The organism is Granulicella pectinivorans (assembly GCF_900114625.1).
GTDB classification, from domain to species: Bacteria; Acidobacteriota; Terriglobia; order Terriglobales; family Acidobacteriaceae; genus Edaphobacter; species Edaphobacter pectinivorans.
In genome coordinates this window covers 922,760-936,232 of record NZ_FOZL01000001.1, presented here as the reverse complement: position 1 = coordinate 936,232, position 13,473 = coordinate 922,760, and the positions used below count along the sequence as shown (strand labels likewise).

Genomic DNA, 13,473 nt, shown 5'->3' with positions numbered 1-13,473 from the left:
GTCTAGGCCTTGCGGAGGATGCGTTTCGTCCAGAGGGTGGCGAGGTACGCGTAGGCCACCGCGATGACGAGGAGGCCGATGGGCAGGCCGATCCGCTTGTACGCGAGGGAGTAGTCGATGGCGTGGTGGCCGATGGTGTTGATCGCCATGATGGAGATGATGCCGACAAAGGTCGCGGCGAAGAAAGCCGCGAAGCCGACCGCGGTGCCCATCAACAGGCTGGCGAACCAGCCGAGCTCACCCACGGGGATGCCGAAGAGCGTTCCGGGCTTTACGGGTGCGGTCGAATTGGTCATGTCCGTGGTCATCGTCATCTACAGATAGAATACCTCGTATGGCCGAAGGGAGCAGCAAAGGTCTTATCCGCGCCGTTGATGTCGCACGCGATGCGGGGACGCAGCGTGCGCCGAATGGCGTCGCGTATGGCATCTATGGCGAGCCTGCGCTGACTCCGGGAGAGATCGAGCGGCTGGTACAGGCGATTCCGTGGGTGGTGGCGGGAACGCTGACACTGAAGGAGTTCTTCTTTGTACCGCTGGCGATGAACGGAAGCCGCCGGGGTGCGGAGGCGGAGACGATGATCGCGACCGCGTATACGCCGGAGCTCGCCGACGACGCGATCTGTCACCGCAATGTGAGCCTGGGCACGAAGGACGGGGTGTTTCTTTCGACGCGGCTGCTGGGCGACAAGTTCGCGATTGCGTTTGAGCTGTTCATCAATGTCGGGCATGCGTTTGTGGAGGTGGCGGGTGTGCCGCCGAGCTTTGCGGAGCTGTGCTGGACGCAGGCCAAGGACGAGGTGCGGGGCGAGACCAGCCAGGATGCGTGGGAGGGCCGGAATCAGGCTCTGGCGACCAAGGGCAGCGTCGATGAGAAGGGCAAGACGATGTTTCTGGAGGCGGCGTTCTCGGATGCGCTGGCGATCTACCTGCTGTCGCTGTCGGTGGACTTCGACTACTCGGAGCTGCGGGAGCGGGAGTATCCGCTGCTGGCTCCGCAGGGTCTGGCGGAGAGGCTGCGGCACGTGGCGAAGCTGTTTCCGCCAAACCCGGGGTATGAGTTCGCGATCAAGTACCGGCGCAGAGCTTAAGAGCGCCCTGCGCGGACGGCGACCACGGGGCCTGCGGCAGGGTCTTCGTGGTGTGTATACCGGTCGTGGCGCTGCAAAATCGTGCGGCCCTCGCGTTGCTCGGGGTTAGCGGACCGAAGCCATCGCGGCTCGGAAGAGGGTTTCGAAGTCTCCGGCTGCTTCCGGGTGCTTGGCCATCACGGTGTCGATGGCCTTTTGCGCGGCGGGTCTTGGGTAGCCCAGGTTCACCAGAGCGGACAAGGCGTCTTCGGCTGCGGGCGTGTGGTGATGGGTGGGCGTGTGCTCCAGGGATGGGAAAGCCAGGTCGTCGAGCTTGTCTTTGAGCTCGAGAACGACGCGTTCTGCGGTCTTTTTGCCGATGCCAGGGATGCGAGTGAGGGTGGCGTGGTCGGCGGAGCGGATGGCGTTGACGAGGCGTTCGGCGGCGATGCCGCTGAGGACCGTGATGGCCAGCTTGGGGCCGATGCCGGTGATGGTGAGGAGCTTTTCGAAGAGGCGCTTCTCCTGCATCTCCGCGAAGCCGAAGAGGGCGAGCTGGTCCTCGGCTACCTTGGTGAAGATGTGCAGGGTGGCTTCGGCGCCTTCGTTGGGCAGGGCTGAAAAGGTGGTGACCGAGATGGCTACGTCGTAGCCCACGCCGCCGCACTCGACGATGGCCTGGTTGGGGAATTTGGCGAGGAGACGTCCGCGGAGGTGAGCGATCATGCGTCTAGTGTACGAGGGGTGGGGCAGGGTCGATTGCCTGACGGAGTCGCGGCCGAGGCAAGAAGGCATACCCCTGACGGATACCGCGCTTCTCATCTTCGTGGATGCCTTAGAACTTGATACCCCAGGGGCTAAACCCGGTTCCTTGGCATCCCTGTGAGACCCAAGGCTGAAGCCTTGGGGTATCTAGAAGCCAAGACCAAGGCAAAGAAACCAAGGCCAAGGCAAAGGCGATTCGCCACGGAAGTTAGCGCGGGGGGCGGGGGGTGAGGGTGACTTCGAGGAAGGCGTCTGACGGGCCTTTCAGGGTGAGGCCGCGGGCGAGGACGTCCTGGCCGGCGAAGCGGGCGGACTCGATGGAGATGCCTTCCTGGGCGATGAGGTGCAGGGTGTAGTGGCCGGGTTCGAGGTTGAGGAAGGCGAGGGCGCCGGAGCGGTCGATGGGGACGCCTGACTCGGTGAATGGGTCGCCGTCGCGGTGGAGGCGCAGGAGTGGGGCCTTTTCGCCGCGGGGGAGGATGCGGTTGGTGATGATGCGGACGTTGAGGGAGAAGCGCGGGCTGAGGGTGAGGTCGACGTGGTCGAGGTCGGTGTCGGCTACGGTGATGGTCTTGCGGGCGTAGAGGTCTTTCTCGAAGTCGAGGCCGGTGGCAAGGGTGAGGGTGTAGTCCCCGGGGACGAGGGGGCCGAGCTCGTAGGTTGCCTTCCTGCGGTCGTAGGTGAGGTTCCAGGGCTGGAAGTTGCGGGGGCCGTCGAAGGGTTCGTCGAGGCTGGCGATGGGCTGGTCGAACCTTGGGTCAGGCGTCACGGTGAAGTTGAGGGCGCCGCGGATCATGTGCCGCTTGTGCGGGGTGAGTCTGAAGTTGGCGTGGTACGTCGCGCCGGGATTGAGGGTGAGGCGGGCGGCGTGGGCGAGGGAGAAGCCTCCACCGAGGTAGACGGGGAGGCTGCCGTTGTCGACGGCGGTGGTTGCGGAGGGCGTGGGGGCGGTCTGGAGGGGGTCGCGGAGGGCGAGGACGGCGTAGGTGCCTTCGGGCAGGCTGCCGATGCGGTAGTGGCCGGAGGGATCGGTGACGGCGGGAGGGCTGGTCTGGTGGGTGCCGTCGTCGGTGTAGTCGTAGGTGAGGACGCCGTGGGTGAGGCGCTCACGTATGGCGGCGACGGAGACTCCGGGGATGGGGGCGCCGGAGGCGTCGGTGACGGTTCCGTCGATGGCGGCTTCGGGGAGGAGGCTGAGATCGATGGCGCGGTCGCTTCCGGGCAGGAGCTCGAGCTGGCCCTCGCCGAGGGGGCTGGCGAAGACGGTGCGGCGGAGATAGTGGGGCTGCGTGGCGACAAGGAGATACGGGTGTTGCGTGAGCTGGCTGAAGCTGTAGGTGCCGTCGGGGAGCGAGGTGGTGGTCGTGCCCCGGGGGATCTTGGAGTGAGGCGTGATCCAGACGAGCTGGACGCGCGCGCCGGCGAGGGGTTTGTGCGTCATCTCGTCGCGCACAATGCCGTGGAGGCTGGCGACCGGCACGGGTGCGGGTGCAGGCGCAGGGTCTGGCTGCTTCTGGGCGACCGGTTTCTGGGCGGGCAGATTTTGAGCGAGCGGATTCTGGGCGAGCGTTTTCTGGACGCACAGGGGTGACGCGATGACGGCCAGGAGAAGGAGACGAACGAGATTTTGCATGCGGGCAGGTGTGAATCATAACAGCCGGTCCGCATGCTTTTACTGGAGAAGACGGTTCTGCTGGCGCGACTTGAGATCGGCGAGCAGAGCTTCGACCTTGTCGTCGCGTTCCATGGATTCGAAGCGGGCGTTGAGGCCGGGGTCGGCGAGGAGGGCCTGTTGCGCGGCGTTGCCGGACTCCACCTGCTGGATGGTGGTGCGGAGGCGTCCGAGGGTGGCGGCGGGGTTGGCTACGCTGGTGCTCTGCGCTTTCTGGATGGCGCGGGCTCGGCGGTTGCGGGAGATGAGCAGCTCGGTGGCGGTGCGGGTCTCGGTGAGCTTCTGCTGGAGGCGCTGGAAGGCTCCGCGGAGGTTCTCGGTCTCGGTGGTCTGGTCTTCGAGCTGCTGGGTGAAGCCTTCGGCGAGGGCCTGGCTGGAGAGCGCACGCTCGAGGGCGGCGCGGGCGAGGTCGTCCTGCCCCTTGTCGACGGCGAGTTCGGCCTTGCGATGCCACTCGGTGGCGGCGGTCTCGTGCTCCTTGCGCTTCTTCTGGAGGAGATGCTGGTCGGCGATGGCGATGGCGACCTGGGTCTTGACCTGGAGGAGTTGGTTTTCCATGTCGAGGACGAGTTGCTTCGCGAGCTTTTCAGGATCCTCGGCGCGCTCGATGAGGTCGTTGATGTTGGCACGGAGGAGAGTGGAGACGCGTTCGAGGAGGGCCATGGTGGTTCCTTTCTGAGCTTGGATGCGGGTTCCGGTGGGGTTCCGCGGTAAGTCGAAACCCACATCTCAGAAGCGAGATGTGGGGCACCCGGTGTTGCGGCGGTTTAGAAGTGGCGGTCGAAGAAGCGGTCTACGGCGGTGAGGAAGAGGATGAGTCCGAGGCCCCCGAATCGATGACGGCGATAACCCCAGCCGCCGCAACCGTAGGGGTCGTAGCCATAGAAATGACGGTGATAACGAGGGTGGTAGCGCAGAGGACCGACGAGCAGGCGCACCAGCGTGGTGATGACCAGGACGACGACGAAGACAGGAGCGAGGATGAGAAGGGTGAGCATGACGGCCTCCAGGGGCCAGTGATGAAGTTGTCAGTTGCCAGTTGTGAGGGACGGCCCCCGCTCGGCTGGTTGGGCCGGGCGGGGGGTCTGGTTTACGTGTTGGGTGTCGAGTCGTCCTTGCGGGGAGCCATTGGCTTGACCTGACCCATGAGGTCGGCGAGCTTGAGACCCGTGAGGGATTCGAGCAGTGCGGGGACCTGCGCGGCGATCTTGGTGATCTCGCCGGTGACGCGGTTGGCCCCCATGCCGCCTCCCTCGTCGCCGGTGGAGATGATGGTGATCTTGTCGACCTTCGACAGCGGCTCGGCCATGGCACGGACTACATCCGCCATGTTGGTGATGAGCTTGTCGACGACCGCGGCCTGCGTCCACTCCTGGTACGCTTCGGCCTTCACGTTCATCGCCTTGGCCTCGGCCTCGCCCTTTTGGAAGATGACGTCGGCTTCGGCCTGACCCTGGAGACGAGTGATGGCAGCCTGCGCCTCGCCTTGTACGCGCTGTGCGGCAGCCTTACCTTCGGCCTCGATGGTGGCGCGAGCCTTTTCCGCCGCAGCAATGTTCTGGATGCGCTTGGCTTCGACTTCCGAGCCCTTGAGGATGGTCGAAATCAACTCGGCCTCGTGACGGAGGATTTCAGCCTCCTGCACCTTGACCTGAGCCATCTTCTCGATCTGAAGGACCTTGACCTGTTCCGCGACAACCTGCTGCTGCATGACGTTGGTCTGGAGTTCGTACGCCTTGTCGGCCTGGGCCTCCTGCTTGCGGCTCTGCTCGGTGAACTGCGCCTTCTGGATGTCGAGGTCGCGCTGGGCCTCGGCCTGTTTCCCGAGCGAGGCGGTCTCGGCGATGACGCGGTCCTGATCGCTGGCGGCCTTGGCGATGGCTGCTTCGCGGAGGGCGTTGGCACGACGGATGGCAGTATCGCGCTCGGCTTCGGCGGCGGCGATCTCAGCGTCGCGCTTGATGCGCGCTACGTCGGGACGGCCCATGTTGGTGATGTACTCATTCTTGTCGCGGACCTCACGGATGGTGAAGCTGACGACCTCGAGCCCCATCTTGGACATGTCGTCCATGCAGGTGGCGCGCATGCGCTCGGCGACCATCTCGGGCTCCTTGACGATCTGCTCGACCGTCAACTGACCGATGATGCCGCGGAGATGGCCTTCCATGACGAGGCGGATGAGGCCTTCGCGCTGGTCGGGCGATTTCGAGAGGAACTGCTCGGCGGCCGTGAGGATGGACTCGTGATCCGAACGCACCTTGATCTGGGCCACGGCCTCGACGGTGACGGCTACGCCCTGCTTGGTGTAGAGATCCTGCTGGGGAGCTACGTCGAAGCTCATGAGTTCGAGCGTGAGCGCGCGATACGTTTCGACCACCGGTAAGATCACCGCGCCGCCTTTGGTGATCACACGCGCCCCGCGGTAACCGTATACGATCACGGCCTCATTCGGCCCCACCTTGCGGAACAGCTTACCCACGGCGGAGAAGAGGATGAAGATACCCAGGACACAAAGCCCTACGATGACTGGAATGGAAAGTGACATGACTTTCTAATGCTCCTTTGGAGCGGGTGAGTGGGTTGGGGTTACTCCGTTGCGACGCGGAGGGCAGGACAGCCTTTGCTGCGTGAAAACTCCCTGGAACGGCCTCTCTTGTCCCGGGGAAACTTGTTTAGTCGTGCAGCGCCGTGCGGGCGGGCGGCTGCAGGACGTCGTCGTAGGGGTGGGCTACATCCCAGGCCCGGACGTAGGCGATGCCGCGCTCGTAGCGGAGGACGACCACCTCGGCGTCGCGCGGGATGGGCAGGCCATCCTCGCTGCGGGCCGCGGCGGACTTGCGGGCACCCATCTGCGAGAAGAGGATTTCGCCGGTGCCTCCGGTGCGGATCTGGTCAGAGACGCGGGCGACGACGCCGGTCATCTCAGTGTCTTCCCTGCTGAGGACACGCTCGCTGGGCATGAGCACCTTGAAGAGCAGGGCGTAGACCAGCGATGCTCCGGCGGTGCCGCTGACGACGGCGAAGAGGACGATCAACGGCATCGACCAGATGCCCGAGCGCAGCATGAGGTAGCCGGTTCCGCCGAACCAACAGAGGAAGGCCGGGATGGTGAAGCCGTTGAAGGCGGATCCGAGGCCGTGGGTGCCGGCGGCCTTTCCGGTGTGGACGTGTCCGAAGTGGAAGTGGCCGAGGTGAAGGTGGCCCGTGCCGGCGAACATGGCCAGGACCGACATGCTGAGGCCGACTCCGAAGCAGATGAGGAAGATGTTTTCCATGGTCATTTCGCCTTGCGAGCTTTGGTGGTGGTCTTCCGGGCTTTCGTCTCCGGAAGGAGAAGTTGGGGCGCGGGGTTCTCTGTGGGAACGGGCGCGCAGGGTGGCTCGCCTTCGGTCTCGAAGGCATCCGGCCGCAGGACGTGCAGGAGACGGTCGAGCAGGTTGGGCGTGTCGAGGATCGACTCCAGCAGCAGGAGGCAGCGGCGGGAGTCGTCGTGGCGGGCCAGCGTGAGGAGCGCCTGTCCGAGGCAGGGATCGCGGCGGAAGCGCTCGGCTCCGCCGATGAGCCAGAGGTCGAGTTTGTCCTCGACGGTCTCGAGGTCGCTCATCAACTGGGCGTTATACCCTTCGGGGTCGTCGACCAGGTAGCCGGGGTGCACCTTGAAGAAACGCGCCAGAAGGAGCCTGGTCGTGTTGGTGAGGTGCGGGCGGGCACCGGACTCGATCTGCGAGAGATAGCTCTGGCTGATGGTCTTGCCGCCGGTCTCGGACTCGTGGATGGCCTGGACGACCTCCTGCTGGGTCATGGCGCGGTTCATCCCGCGGAGGGACCCCTCGACTTCGCGTAAGTACCGTATTTTTTCTGAGAGCTTCATAGCGTTATTGCGATCTGCAATATTTATATCGCAATCTGTAATATCGCGCAAGAGGGTTCTTTGCGCAAGGCTTTCGACGGCCCTCCCACACCGCGATATCGTGGAGGAACATGCGCATCGTCTTCGCTCTTCTTCTGCTGCTGCTCGCTGTTCCCTCCCAGGCCGCGCCGGTTCAGGGCTACAAGGTCGTCAGGATCTTTCCGCACGCGACGACCGCGTATACGGAGGGGTTCTTTTACCGCGATGGTCTGTTCTACGAGGGCACGGGGATGAAGGGGCGGTCGCAGGTGCTGGCTACGGATCCTGAGACCGGACGCGTGCTGCAGCATACGGAGCTCGATCCGATCTACTTTGGCGAAGGCATCGTCGACTGGGGGCCATACGTCTACGAGTGGACCTGGACGACGCACATCTGTTTCGTCTACGACCGCTTTTCGCTGCGGTTCGTGAAGCACTTCTCGTATACGGGCGAAGGCTGGGGGATGACGCGGACGAAGACCGAGATCGTCACCAGCGACGGGAGCGCGACGCTGCGTTTCCGGAATCCGGAGACCTTCGGGGAGGTGCGCCACATTGAGGTGCATGACGGCGCGCGGGCGATCGACCAGTTGAACGAGCTGGAGTATGTGAATGGCGAGATCTATGCGAATGTGTGGCACTCCGATCGCATTGCGCGGATCGCTCCGGCGGACGGGCATGTGATCGCGTGGATCGACCTGGCAGGGATTCTGCCGGAGGGGGAGAAGGTCGACTCCGAGTCGGTGCTCAACGGGATCGCCTGGGATGAGAAGGGGAAGCGGTTGTTCGTCACCGGGAAGCAGTGGCCAAAGATCTTCCAGATTGAACTGACTCCGGCACGTTAGTCCTGCCGGACGGGCCCGCTTCGCGCGGGGCGGTCACTTCGTGATGCGTCACTGCTTCGCGCGGGCCTTCCGACGGCCGGCGTGGGAAGGCGTACGGGCTATCATGTCAGCATGCGTACGCTCACCCAACTCGTCCTTGCCGTCGCCTTCGCCGCTCCCGCCCTGCACGCCCAGATCGATACGATTCCGGTGAACCCGTATGCGGGTCTGGCCCACACGGCGATTCGCGTGCGGGATCTTGCCGCCTCGGAGGCGTTTTACGAGAAGCTGGGCTTCGAGAAGGCGTTCTCCGCGGAGAAGAACGGCACGGTCACCCAGGCGTTCTACAAGATCAACGATCGCGAGTTCCTGGAGATCTATCCGATCCTGACGGCGGATCCGGCGAAGAATCCCATCGGCTTTCTGCACCTTTGTTTCGACGGGCTGGACCTGGAGACGCTGCGGACACACTACCTGAACGAGGGTCTGCAGCCCAACGCGCTGCGCAAGGCCGGCATGGGCAACCTGCTGTTCACGATGCGTGGACCGGACGACCAGAATATCGAGTACACGCAGTACATGCCGGACTCCAAACACTCGCTGGACAAGGGCCAGCACCTGGGCGCGAACCGCATCTCGACCGAGATGTTCGGGGTGGCGCTACCGGAGAGCGATCTGCCCGCGGCGATGAGCTTCTACAAGGACAAACTCAACTTCTCCGCGCTGCCGGGACGGAACGACATTCTGGTCATTCCGGGAAGCACGCAGCAGATCTATCTCTTCTCTGCAGCCACGCCGGACCTGCGCTCGCGGACGTATTTCCTGGTCGACCATGTGGGTAAGACGGCAGCGGAGCTGAAGAAGCGTGGCGTGAAGACGAAGCGAGGCAAGAAGGAGGTCATCGCGACCGACCCGGATGGCAACCTGCTCTTCTTCCGCTCGGAACGGATCGCAGATTGATCAAACGGAGAAATGAGTTTTAGACTTTTGTCTTAACTGCGAACGTTCCGACCGAATGGTCCCTCTGAGCTTGCGCCGCAGCCCGATAGACGATGGGGTACATGCATGCTCAATTGGATCCGACGTCTGCTAGGCAGGGTCCGCATCGCCTTCAGTCCGGCGTGCGAGACCTGCAACCGAACCATTGGGTCCACCGACGATTGCGTGACGTGCGAGCACTTCCGTCGCGAAGTGCAGCAGTTCACCCCTTGAGTTGGGGCGGATCTACCTCTTTGCGAGCGGCCAGAGCCACGCCGCCCCGCGCACGCCGCTGGCGTCTCCGTACTTCGCGGGCAACAGGGGCGTGACGAACTCGCCGCCAAAGATATGGGGCTCCACGAGGCCGGGCAGGCGTCCGTACAGTCCATCGATCAGCGACAAGCCACCGCCGAAGACGATCACGTCAGGGTCGAGGATGTGGATCATATGAGCGAGGCCGCGAGCCAGGCGGTCCTCAAAGCGCGCCAGGGTGGCCTTGGCCTCGGCGTCTCCGGCGGTTGCGGCCGCGACGATCTGCTTGGTGGTCATGGGCTTTTCGTTGGGGGGAAAGTGCCCTTCGAGAGCCAACCGGTCATGCCTGACCTGCGCGTGATCCCGCGCGACGCCCGTCCCGGAGACCCAGGTCTCCATGCATCCATGCTTGCCGCAGTAGCAGGGGGGACCGGGAAGCTCCGAAGGGGTAGCCCACGGCAAAGGGTTGTGCCCCCACTCGCCCGCGATCCCATTGGGTCCGGCGTGTACGCCACCGGCGAAGGATACGCCACCACCGCACCCTGTGCCGAGAATGACGGCGAAGACGACGTTCTTGCCGGCGGCGGCGCCGTCGGTGGCCTCGGAGACGGCGAGGCAGTTGGCGTCGTTGGCGACGCGCACCTCGCGGTCGAGAGCGTTGGAAAGATCCACCTGCAGGGGGCGGCCGTTCAACCAGAGCGAATTCGAGTTCTTGACCAGGCCAGTGGCGTGCGAAACGGTGCCCGGAATCCCTGCGCCGACTGTAGCCTGCTCGCCGGTGACGGCTTCGAGCTTGTGCACCAGGCCCGCGATGGCGCCGACCGTGGCGTCATAGTCGTCGCGCGGCGTATCGATGCGGTACTTGGCGATCTCTACCCCACCCGGATCGAGTGCGACACCCTCAATTTTGGTTCCACCCAGATCGATGCCAATCCGCATTGCGCTTTGTTCCTTTACGAAGAAATCGAGCCTCTCGCCCGAAGGTGATGGGACCGCAACCACTTGCATGGGTCGCGCAGCCCGGTAATTGTCTATAGCTGGGTCGGTGCCGGCCGCCCGTTGATAAAGGCCGGACGTGCACCAGGGGCTTTGACCTCCACTGGACGGAAGACCTTCTTTGGAGGAGACACAAAGTGAGCCAACATCGGCAGCAGATAGGCGGCGGCCATAGCAGCCACAAAGACGATGAGCGCGCCGTAGGTCATCGTATAGAAGAGGGCCTGCAAAAGGCCCTCAGGAGCGATGTGCGCTATCTGGGCAATCGCAAGAAGTCCCCATGGCGATTTCCGCACATCTCCGCACAAGGAATCAAGAATCATAAACGCTGCAAACCAGACCAGCGGACAGACAACGAAGACCCCGAACCACTTCGCTTCGTGATATCCCTCGACCACGGGGGAGAACGAGATACCGGTTGTCAAGTCATCCGATGCGTATCCGATCTCATGAGAGAACGTGTTCCCCATGATAATGAACGGCTTGTTCTTCCAAATGAACTTTGGAATCAGGGACGCAAGGTAGAAGACGATCGGTGACAGACCATAGGGTCCTTTGTCATCCGTCACGGTGACCAACTTATCGTCGATGCCTATCATTTGAAGGCGGTCGAAAAGCCCCATTGGCTTGCTGAAAAACACGAAAATGTTGGTTTGTCGATCAATTGCCTCGTTGTTCTCACGATCCTTTTCGCGGACGTCTTCCAGATTGGAGAGCAACCCGGTAGAGATCTTAATCTGTTCGCTCAGGGTATCCCCATCCCCGCGAAAGTTCCGGCCATACTGACAATAAGGAACGAAATAATGAAGCGAGACAAAGATGAACAAGGCGAAGGCTATAACCTGCGTTTTACGGAATTGGTAGCGTAATGCGGCAGCGGCGATCAGCCAGCATGCGGGAGGCAGGAACAGTCCCTCCTTCGAAAACCCAAGGATAAAACTATGCACCCAGATCGCGATTCCGGCGAACCAGACCCATAGATTCGTGCTTCGCTTTCCTCCGCTGCTCTTAATCTCGTAGGTCACACCGAGAATGATTCCAAAGGGCAGGAACTTGTTCAGTTGGTTCGACGCTGTCGCAAGGGCTAAGAGCACCGGATTCGTACTCGTCTCCATGATGATTTCCGCAATGGTGGGGACGACAATGCCAAAAATGACACATCCGGTGGCACCCAGGCGCAGATCTTTTGTGGTGCAGATATCCTGGAGGAAGCCCTCGTCACGCGAAAAGCGTCTGCTCAGATAGACCGCCCCGAGCATGGCCAGAACGCCGCCGGTGTACATCGCCATGGTCGTGACTGGAGACAACAGATAGAGCTCTACAGGCTCCCAGAGAACCACCTTCACGCAGAGTCCGATGATGACGGCCTGGGTGGCAAAGAAAAAGACATAGGAACCGGAGGGTCGCGTTACGCCGCCTCCTATATTGGAGGCCAGGGTTGCGATGACGACAAAGACGAATGCGAGGCAACTGAACAAAAGCCCCGTTCCGCTCATGACGAGCCCCACCGCGAGCGCAGACGCGAAGAAGACCGCGGGCATCAGGGGAATTCGCTCTGGGAAGGGGATACGCACTTGTCTGCCGCGATTTTACCATCGAGGCATTGCGCTCTCTTCAGCGTTCGTAGATCACGGGGTTGCGCGCCAGCCACCAGCAGGCGTCACCCCCGCCCTGGGGAAAGAGCGACCGGCTGCAGGGCACGTCGGTGCTTCCGTCCGGGTAGTACTCCTCTTTGCCACCCTTCAACGGAGCCACCACGACGCGGCCCACAGTGATTGACCCCATCCCGACGCCGCGCGCCACCTTCACCTTCCACACCGCCCAGTCTCCCAGGTAAACCAGGGCCGCGAGCGCAAGCAGACCGACGGCGGTCCAGCGCAGGAATCGCTTCACGTCGTCGAGCGTCCACTCCTCGGCACTCATCCGGTCAGCTCCTCCAGTGCAGGGTCACCGGGCCTGCGAGCGGATGGGCGCCGCTTCCGGTCAGCCTGGCCTGTTTCAGGGCAAAGTACCACTTCGCGGGTTTGTCCGCGTCGTCGATCAGCATCAGCCCGGGGTTGAAACGCAGCCCCTGCGCCTGCTCGATCATCGTCTCCTGATCCTGCTGGACGAAGCGTTTTCCGAAGTATGTCGCAATCGCGGTGACAAAAGGTACGTGATAGAAGATGTCCCAGGCGGCCAGCACATCGATCCGGCAGGTGGCGGCGGTGATGGGAGTAACGGTCGTCAGGCTTGAAAACCAGCTCTCCTTGCCCTTGGCCGAGACGGCGCGGATCGTCTCGATGCGCCGGTTCGGCAGCACGAAGTCGATCGTGGTCACCGGCTTGCCGAGCAGACGGTAGGGCGCGCTGTTCGAGGACGGCGCGTGCGCCGACATGCGGAACCCCTCGGGGATGGGCTCGAACTTCTTTTCTTTCGGATGGATGCTCGCCTGGCTGCGCCACCACCAGGCTTGATGCACGAACGGACCGTGCGCAGGGTCCATCAGACCGATGATTCCATGATCGACGTTGCATGGCAGATCAGCCACGAGGTGCGCCGAACGGAATCGTTTGCCGAACTTCGGCAACTCCGGCACCGCCGGAAGCTGCGTTGCATCCACCCGGCCGGAACCTGCGGGGGGCACGTACACCCACGCGTATCCGTCGCGCTCCACGCAGGGATAGCTGGTCGCATAGATCTTCGTCGGCTCCAGCGTGTCGATCTGGGTGAGAGAGGGAATCTCCTGGCACTGGCCGCCGCAGGGCTCGAACCGCCAGCCGTGGTACTTGCACATCACGGTTTCGCCATCGAACCAGCCGGCGGAGAGCGGAATGCCGCGGTGCGGACAGAGATCGCGCATCGCGAAGATTGCGCCATCCTTCTTGCGGCCGAGCACAAGAGGGATGCCCAACAGTAAGGCCGTCGTCATCTTGCCCGGCTTCAACACGCCGGCTCGCAGCGCCGGGTACCAGTCACCGAAGATCATCTCCGCCGCCGGTGCTGCGCCGCTTACGCCTGTGTCGGTCTCTTCCCTGCCCATTCCCAA

At 63.0% G+C, this 13,473-nt stretch carries 15 protein-coding genes; 3 read left to right on the top strand and 12 right to left on the bottom strand.

Going from position 1 to position 13,473, the window contains the following annotated elements:
- Positions 1-2: 2 nt before the first annotated feature.
- Entirely contained in the window at positions 3-314 is a 312-nt protein-coding gene (locus BM400_RS03755) for a hypothetical protein (RefSeq protein ID WP_245781665.1), read from the bottom strand.
- Positions 315-334: 20 nt separating this feature from the next.
- On the opposite strand from BM400_RS03755, the gene BM400_RS03750 reads away from it, so the two are divergent.
- On the top strand, positions 335-1,090 hold the full coding sequence (locus BM400_RS03750) for a hypothetical protein (RefSeq protein ID WP_089836749.1): 756 nt from the start codon (positions 335-337) through the stop codon (positions 1,088-1,090).
- A 105-nt stretch (positions 1,091-1,195) separates the two neighbouring features.
- Here BM400_RS03750 and ruvA read toward each other — a convergent pair whose 3' ends face one another.
- The 7 genes from ruvA to BM400_RS03715 form a co-directional block, all read right to left on the bottom strand.
- Positions 1,196-1,795 (bottom strand): Holliday junction branch migration protein RuvA, encoded by a 600-nt coding sequence (ruvA, locus tag BM400_RS03745; protein WP_089836747.1) that lies wholly within the window; start codon positions 1,793-1,795, stop codon positions 1,196-1,198.
- 247 nt (positions 1,796-2,042) lie between these two features.
- On the bottom strand, positions 2,043-3,467 hold the full coding sequence (locus tag BM400_RS03740; protein ID WP_089836745.1) for a carboxypeptidase-like regulatory domain-containing protein: 1,425 nt from the start codon (positions 3,465-3,467) through the stop codon (positions 2,043-2,045).
- Positions 3,468-3,506: 39 nt separating this feature from the next.
- Positions 3,507-4,169, bottom strand: a complete 663-nt coding sequence (locus BM400_RS03735) for a PspA/IM30 family protein (RefSeq protein ID WP_089841448.1) — start codon at positions 4,167-4,169, stop codon at positions 3,507-3,509.
- 104 nt (positions 4,170-4,273) lie between these two features.
- The gene (locus BM400_RS03730) at positions 4,274-4,504 is read right to left on the bottom strand and encodes a hypothetical protein (RefSeq protein WP_089836743.1); all 231 of its coding nucleotides are present in this window, start codon (positions 4,502-4,504) and stop codon (positions 4,274-4,276) included.
- 92 nt (positions 4,505-4,596) lie between these two features.
- Positions 4,597-6,051 (bottom strand): flotillin family protein, encoded by a 1,455-nt coding sequence (locus BM400_RS03725; RefSeq protein ID WP_089836741.1) that lies wholly within the window; start codon positions 6,049-6,051, stop codon positions 4,597-4,599.
- Between the two features lie 127 nt (positions 6,052-6,178).
- The gene (locus BM400_RS03720) at positions 6,179-6,781 is read right to left on the bottom strand and encodes an NfeD family protein (RefSeq protein ID WP_089841446.1); all 603 of its coding nucleotides are present in this window, start codon (positions 6,779-6,781) and stop codon (positions 6,179-6,181) included.
- 2 nt (positions 6,782-6,783) lie between these two features.
- Positions 6,784-7,320: a helix-turn-helix domain-containing protein gene (locus BM400_RS03715; protein ID WP_245781664.1), complete on the bottom strand. Its 537-nt coding sequence runs from the start codon at positions 7,318-7,320 to the stop codon at positions 6,784-6,786.
- A gap of 167 nt (positions 7,321-7,487) precedes the next feature.
- Between BM400_RS03715 and BM400_RS03710 the strand changes: the two genes are divergently transcribed.
- Positions 7,488-8,240: a glutaminyl-peptide cyclotransferase gene (locus BM400_RS03710; protein WP_089836739.1), complete on the top strand. Its 753-nt coding sequence runs from the start codon at positions 7,488-7,490 to the stop codon at positions 8,238-8,240.
- 111 nt (positions 8,241-8,351) lie between these two features.
- Positions 8,352-9,179: a VOC family protein gene (locus BM400_RS03705; protein ID WP_089836737.1), complete on the top strand. Its 828-nt coding sequence runs from the start codon at positions 8,352-8,354 to the stop codon at positions 9,177-9,179.
- A gap of 264 nt (positions 9,180-9,443) precedes the next feature.
- Here BM400_RS03705 and BM400_RS03700 read toward each other — a convergent pair whose 3' ends face one another.
- The 4 genes from BM400_RS03700 to BM400_RS03685 form a co-directional block, all read right to left on the bottom strand.
- On the bottom strand, positions 9,444-10,388 hold the full coding sequence (locus tag BM400_RS03700) for an ROK family protein (protein WP_089836735.1): 945 nt from the start codon (positions 10,386-10,388) through the stop codon (positions 9,444-9,446).
- Positions 10,389-10,480: 92 nt separating this feature from the next.
- Positions 10,481-12,019: a hypothetical protein gene (locus tag BM400_RS03695; protein WP_175528851.1), complete on the bottom strand. Its 1,539-nt coding sequence runs from the start codon at positions 12,017-12,019 to the stop codon at positions 10,481-10,483.
- A gap of 40 nt (positions 12,020-12,059) precedes the next feature.
- Positions 12,060-12,338 carry a hypothetical protein gene (locus BM400_RS03690; RefSeq protein WP_089841445.1) on the bottom strand — a complete coding sequence of 93 codons (279 nt, stop codon included), beginning with the start codon at positions 12,336-12,338 and terminating at the stop codon, positions 12,060-12,062.
- 34 nt (positions 12,339-12,372) lie between these two features.
- The gene (locus BM400_RS03685; protein ID WP_089836731.1) at positions 12,373-13,467 is read right to left on the bottom strand and encodes a Rieske 2Fe-2S domain-containing protein; all 1,095 of its coding nucleotides are present in this window, start codon (positions 13,465-13,467) and stop codon (positions 12,373-12,375) included.
- Positions 13,468-13,473: the final 6 nt, after the last annotated feature.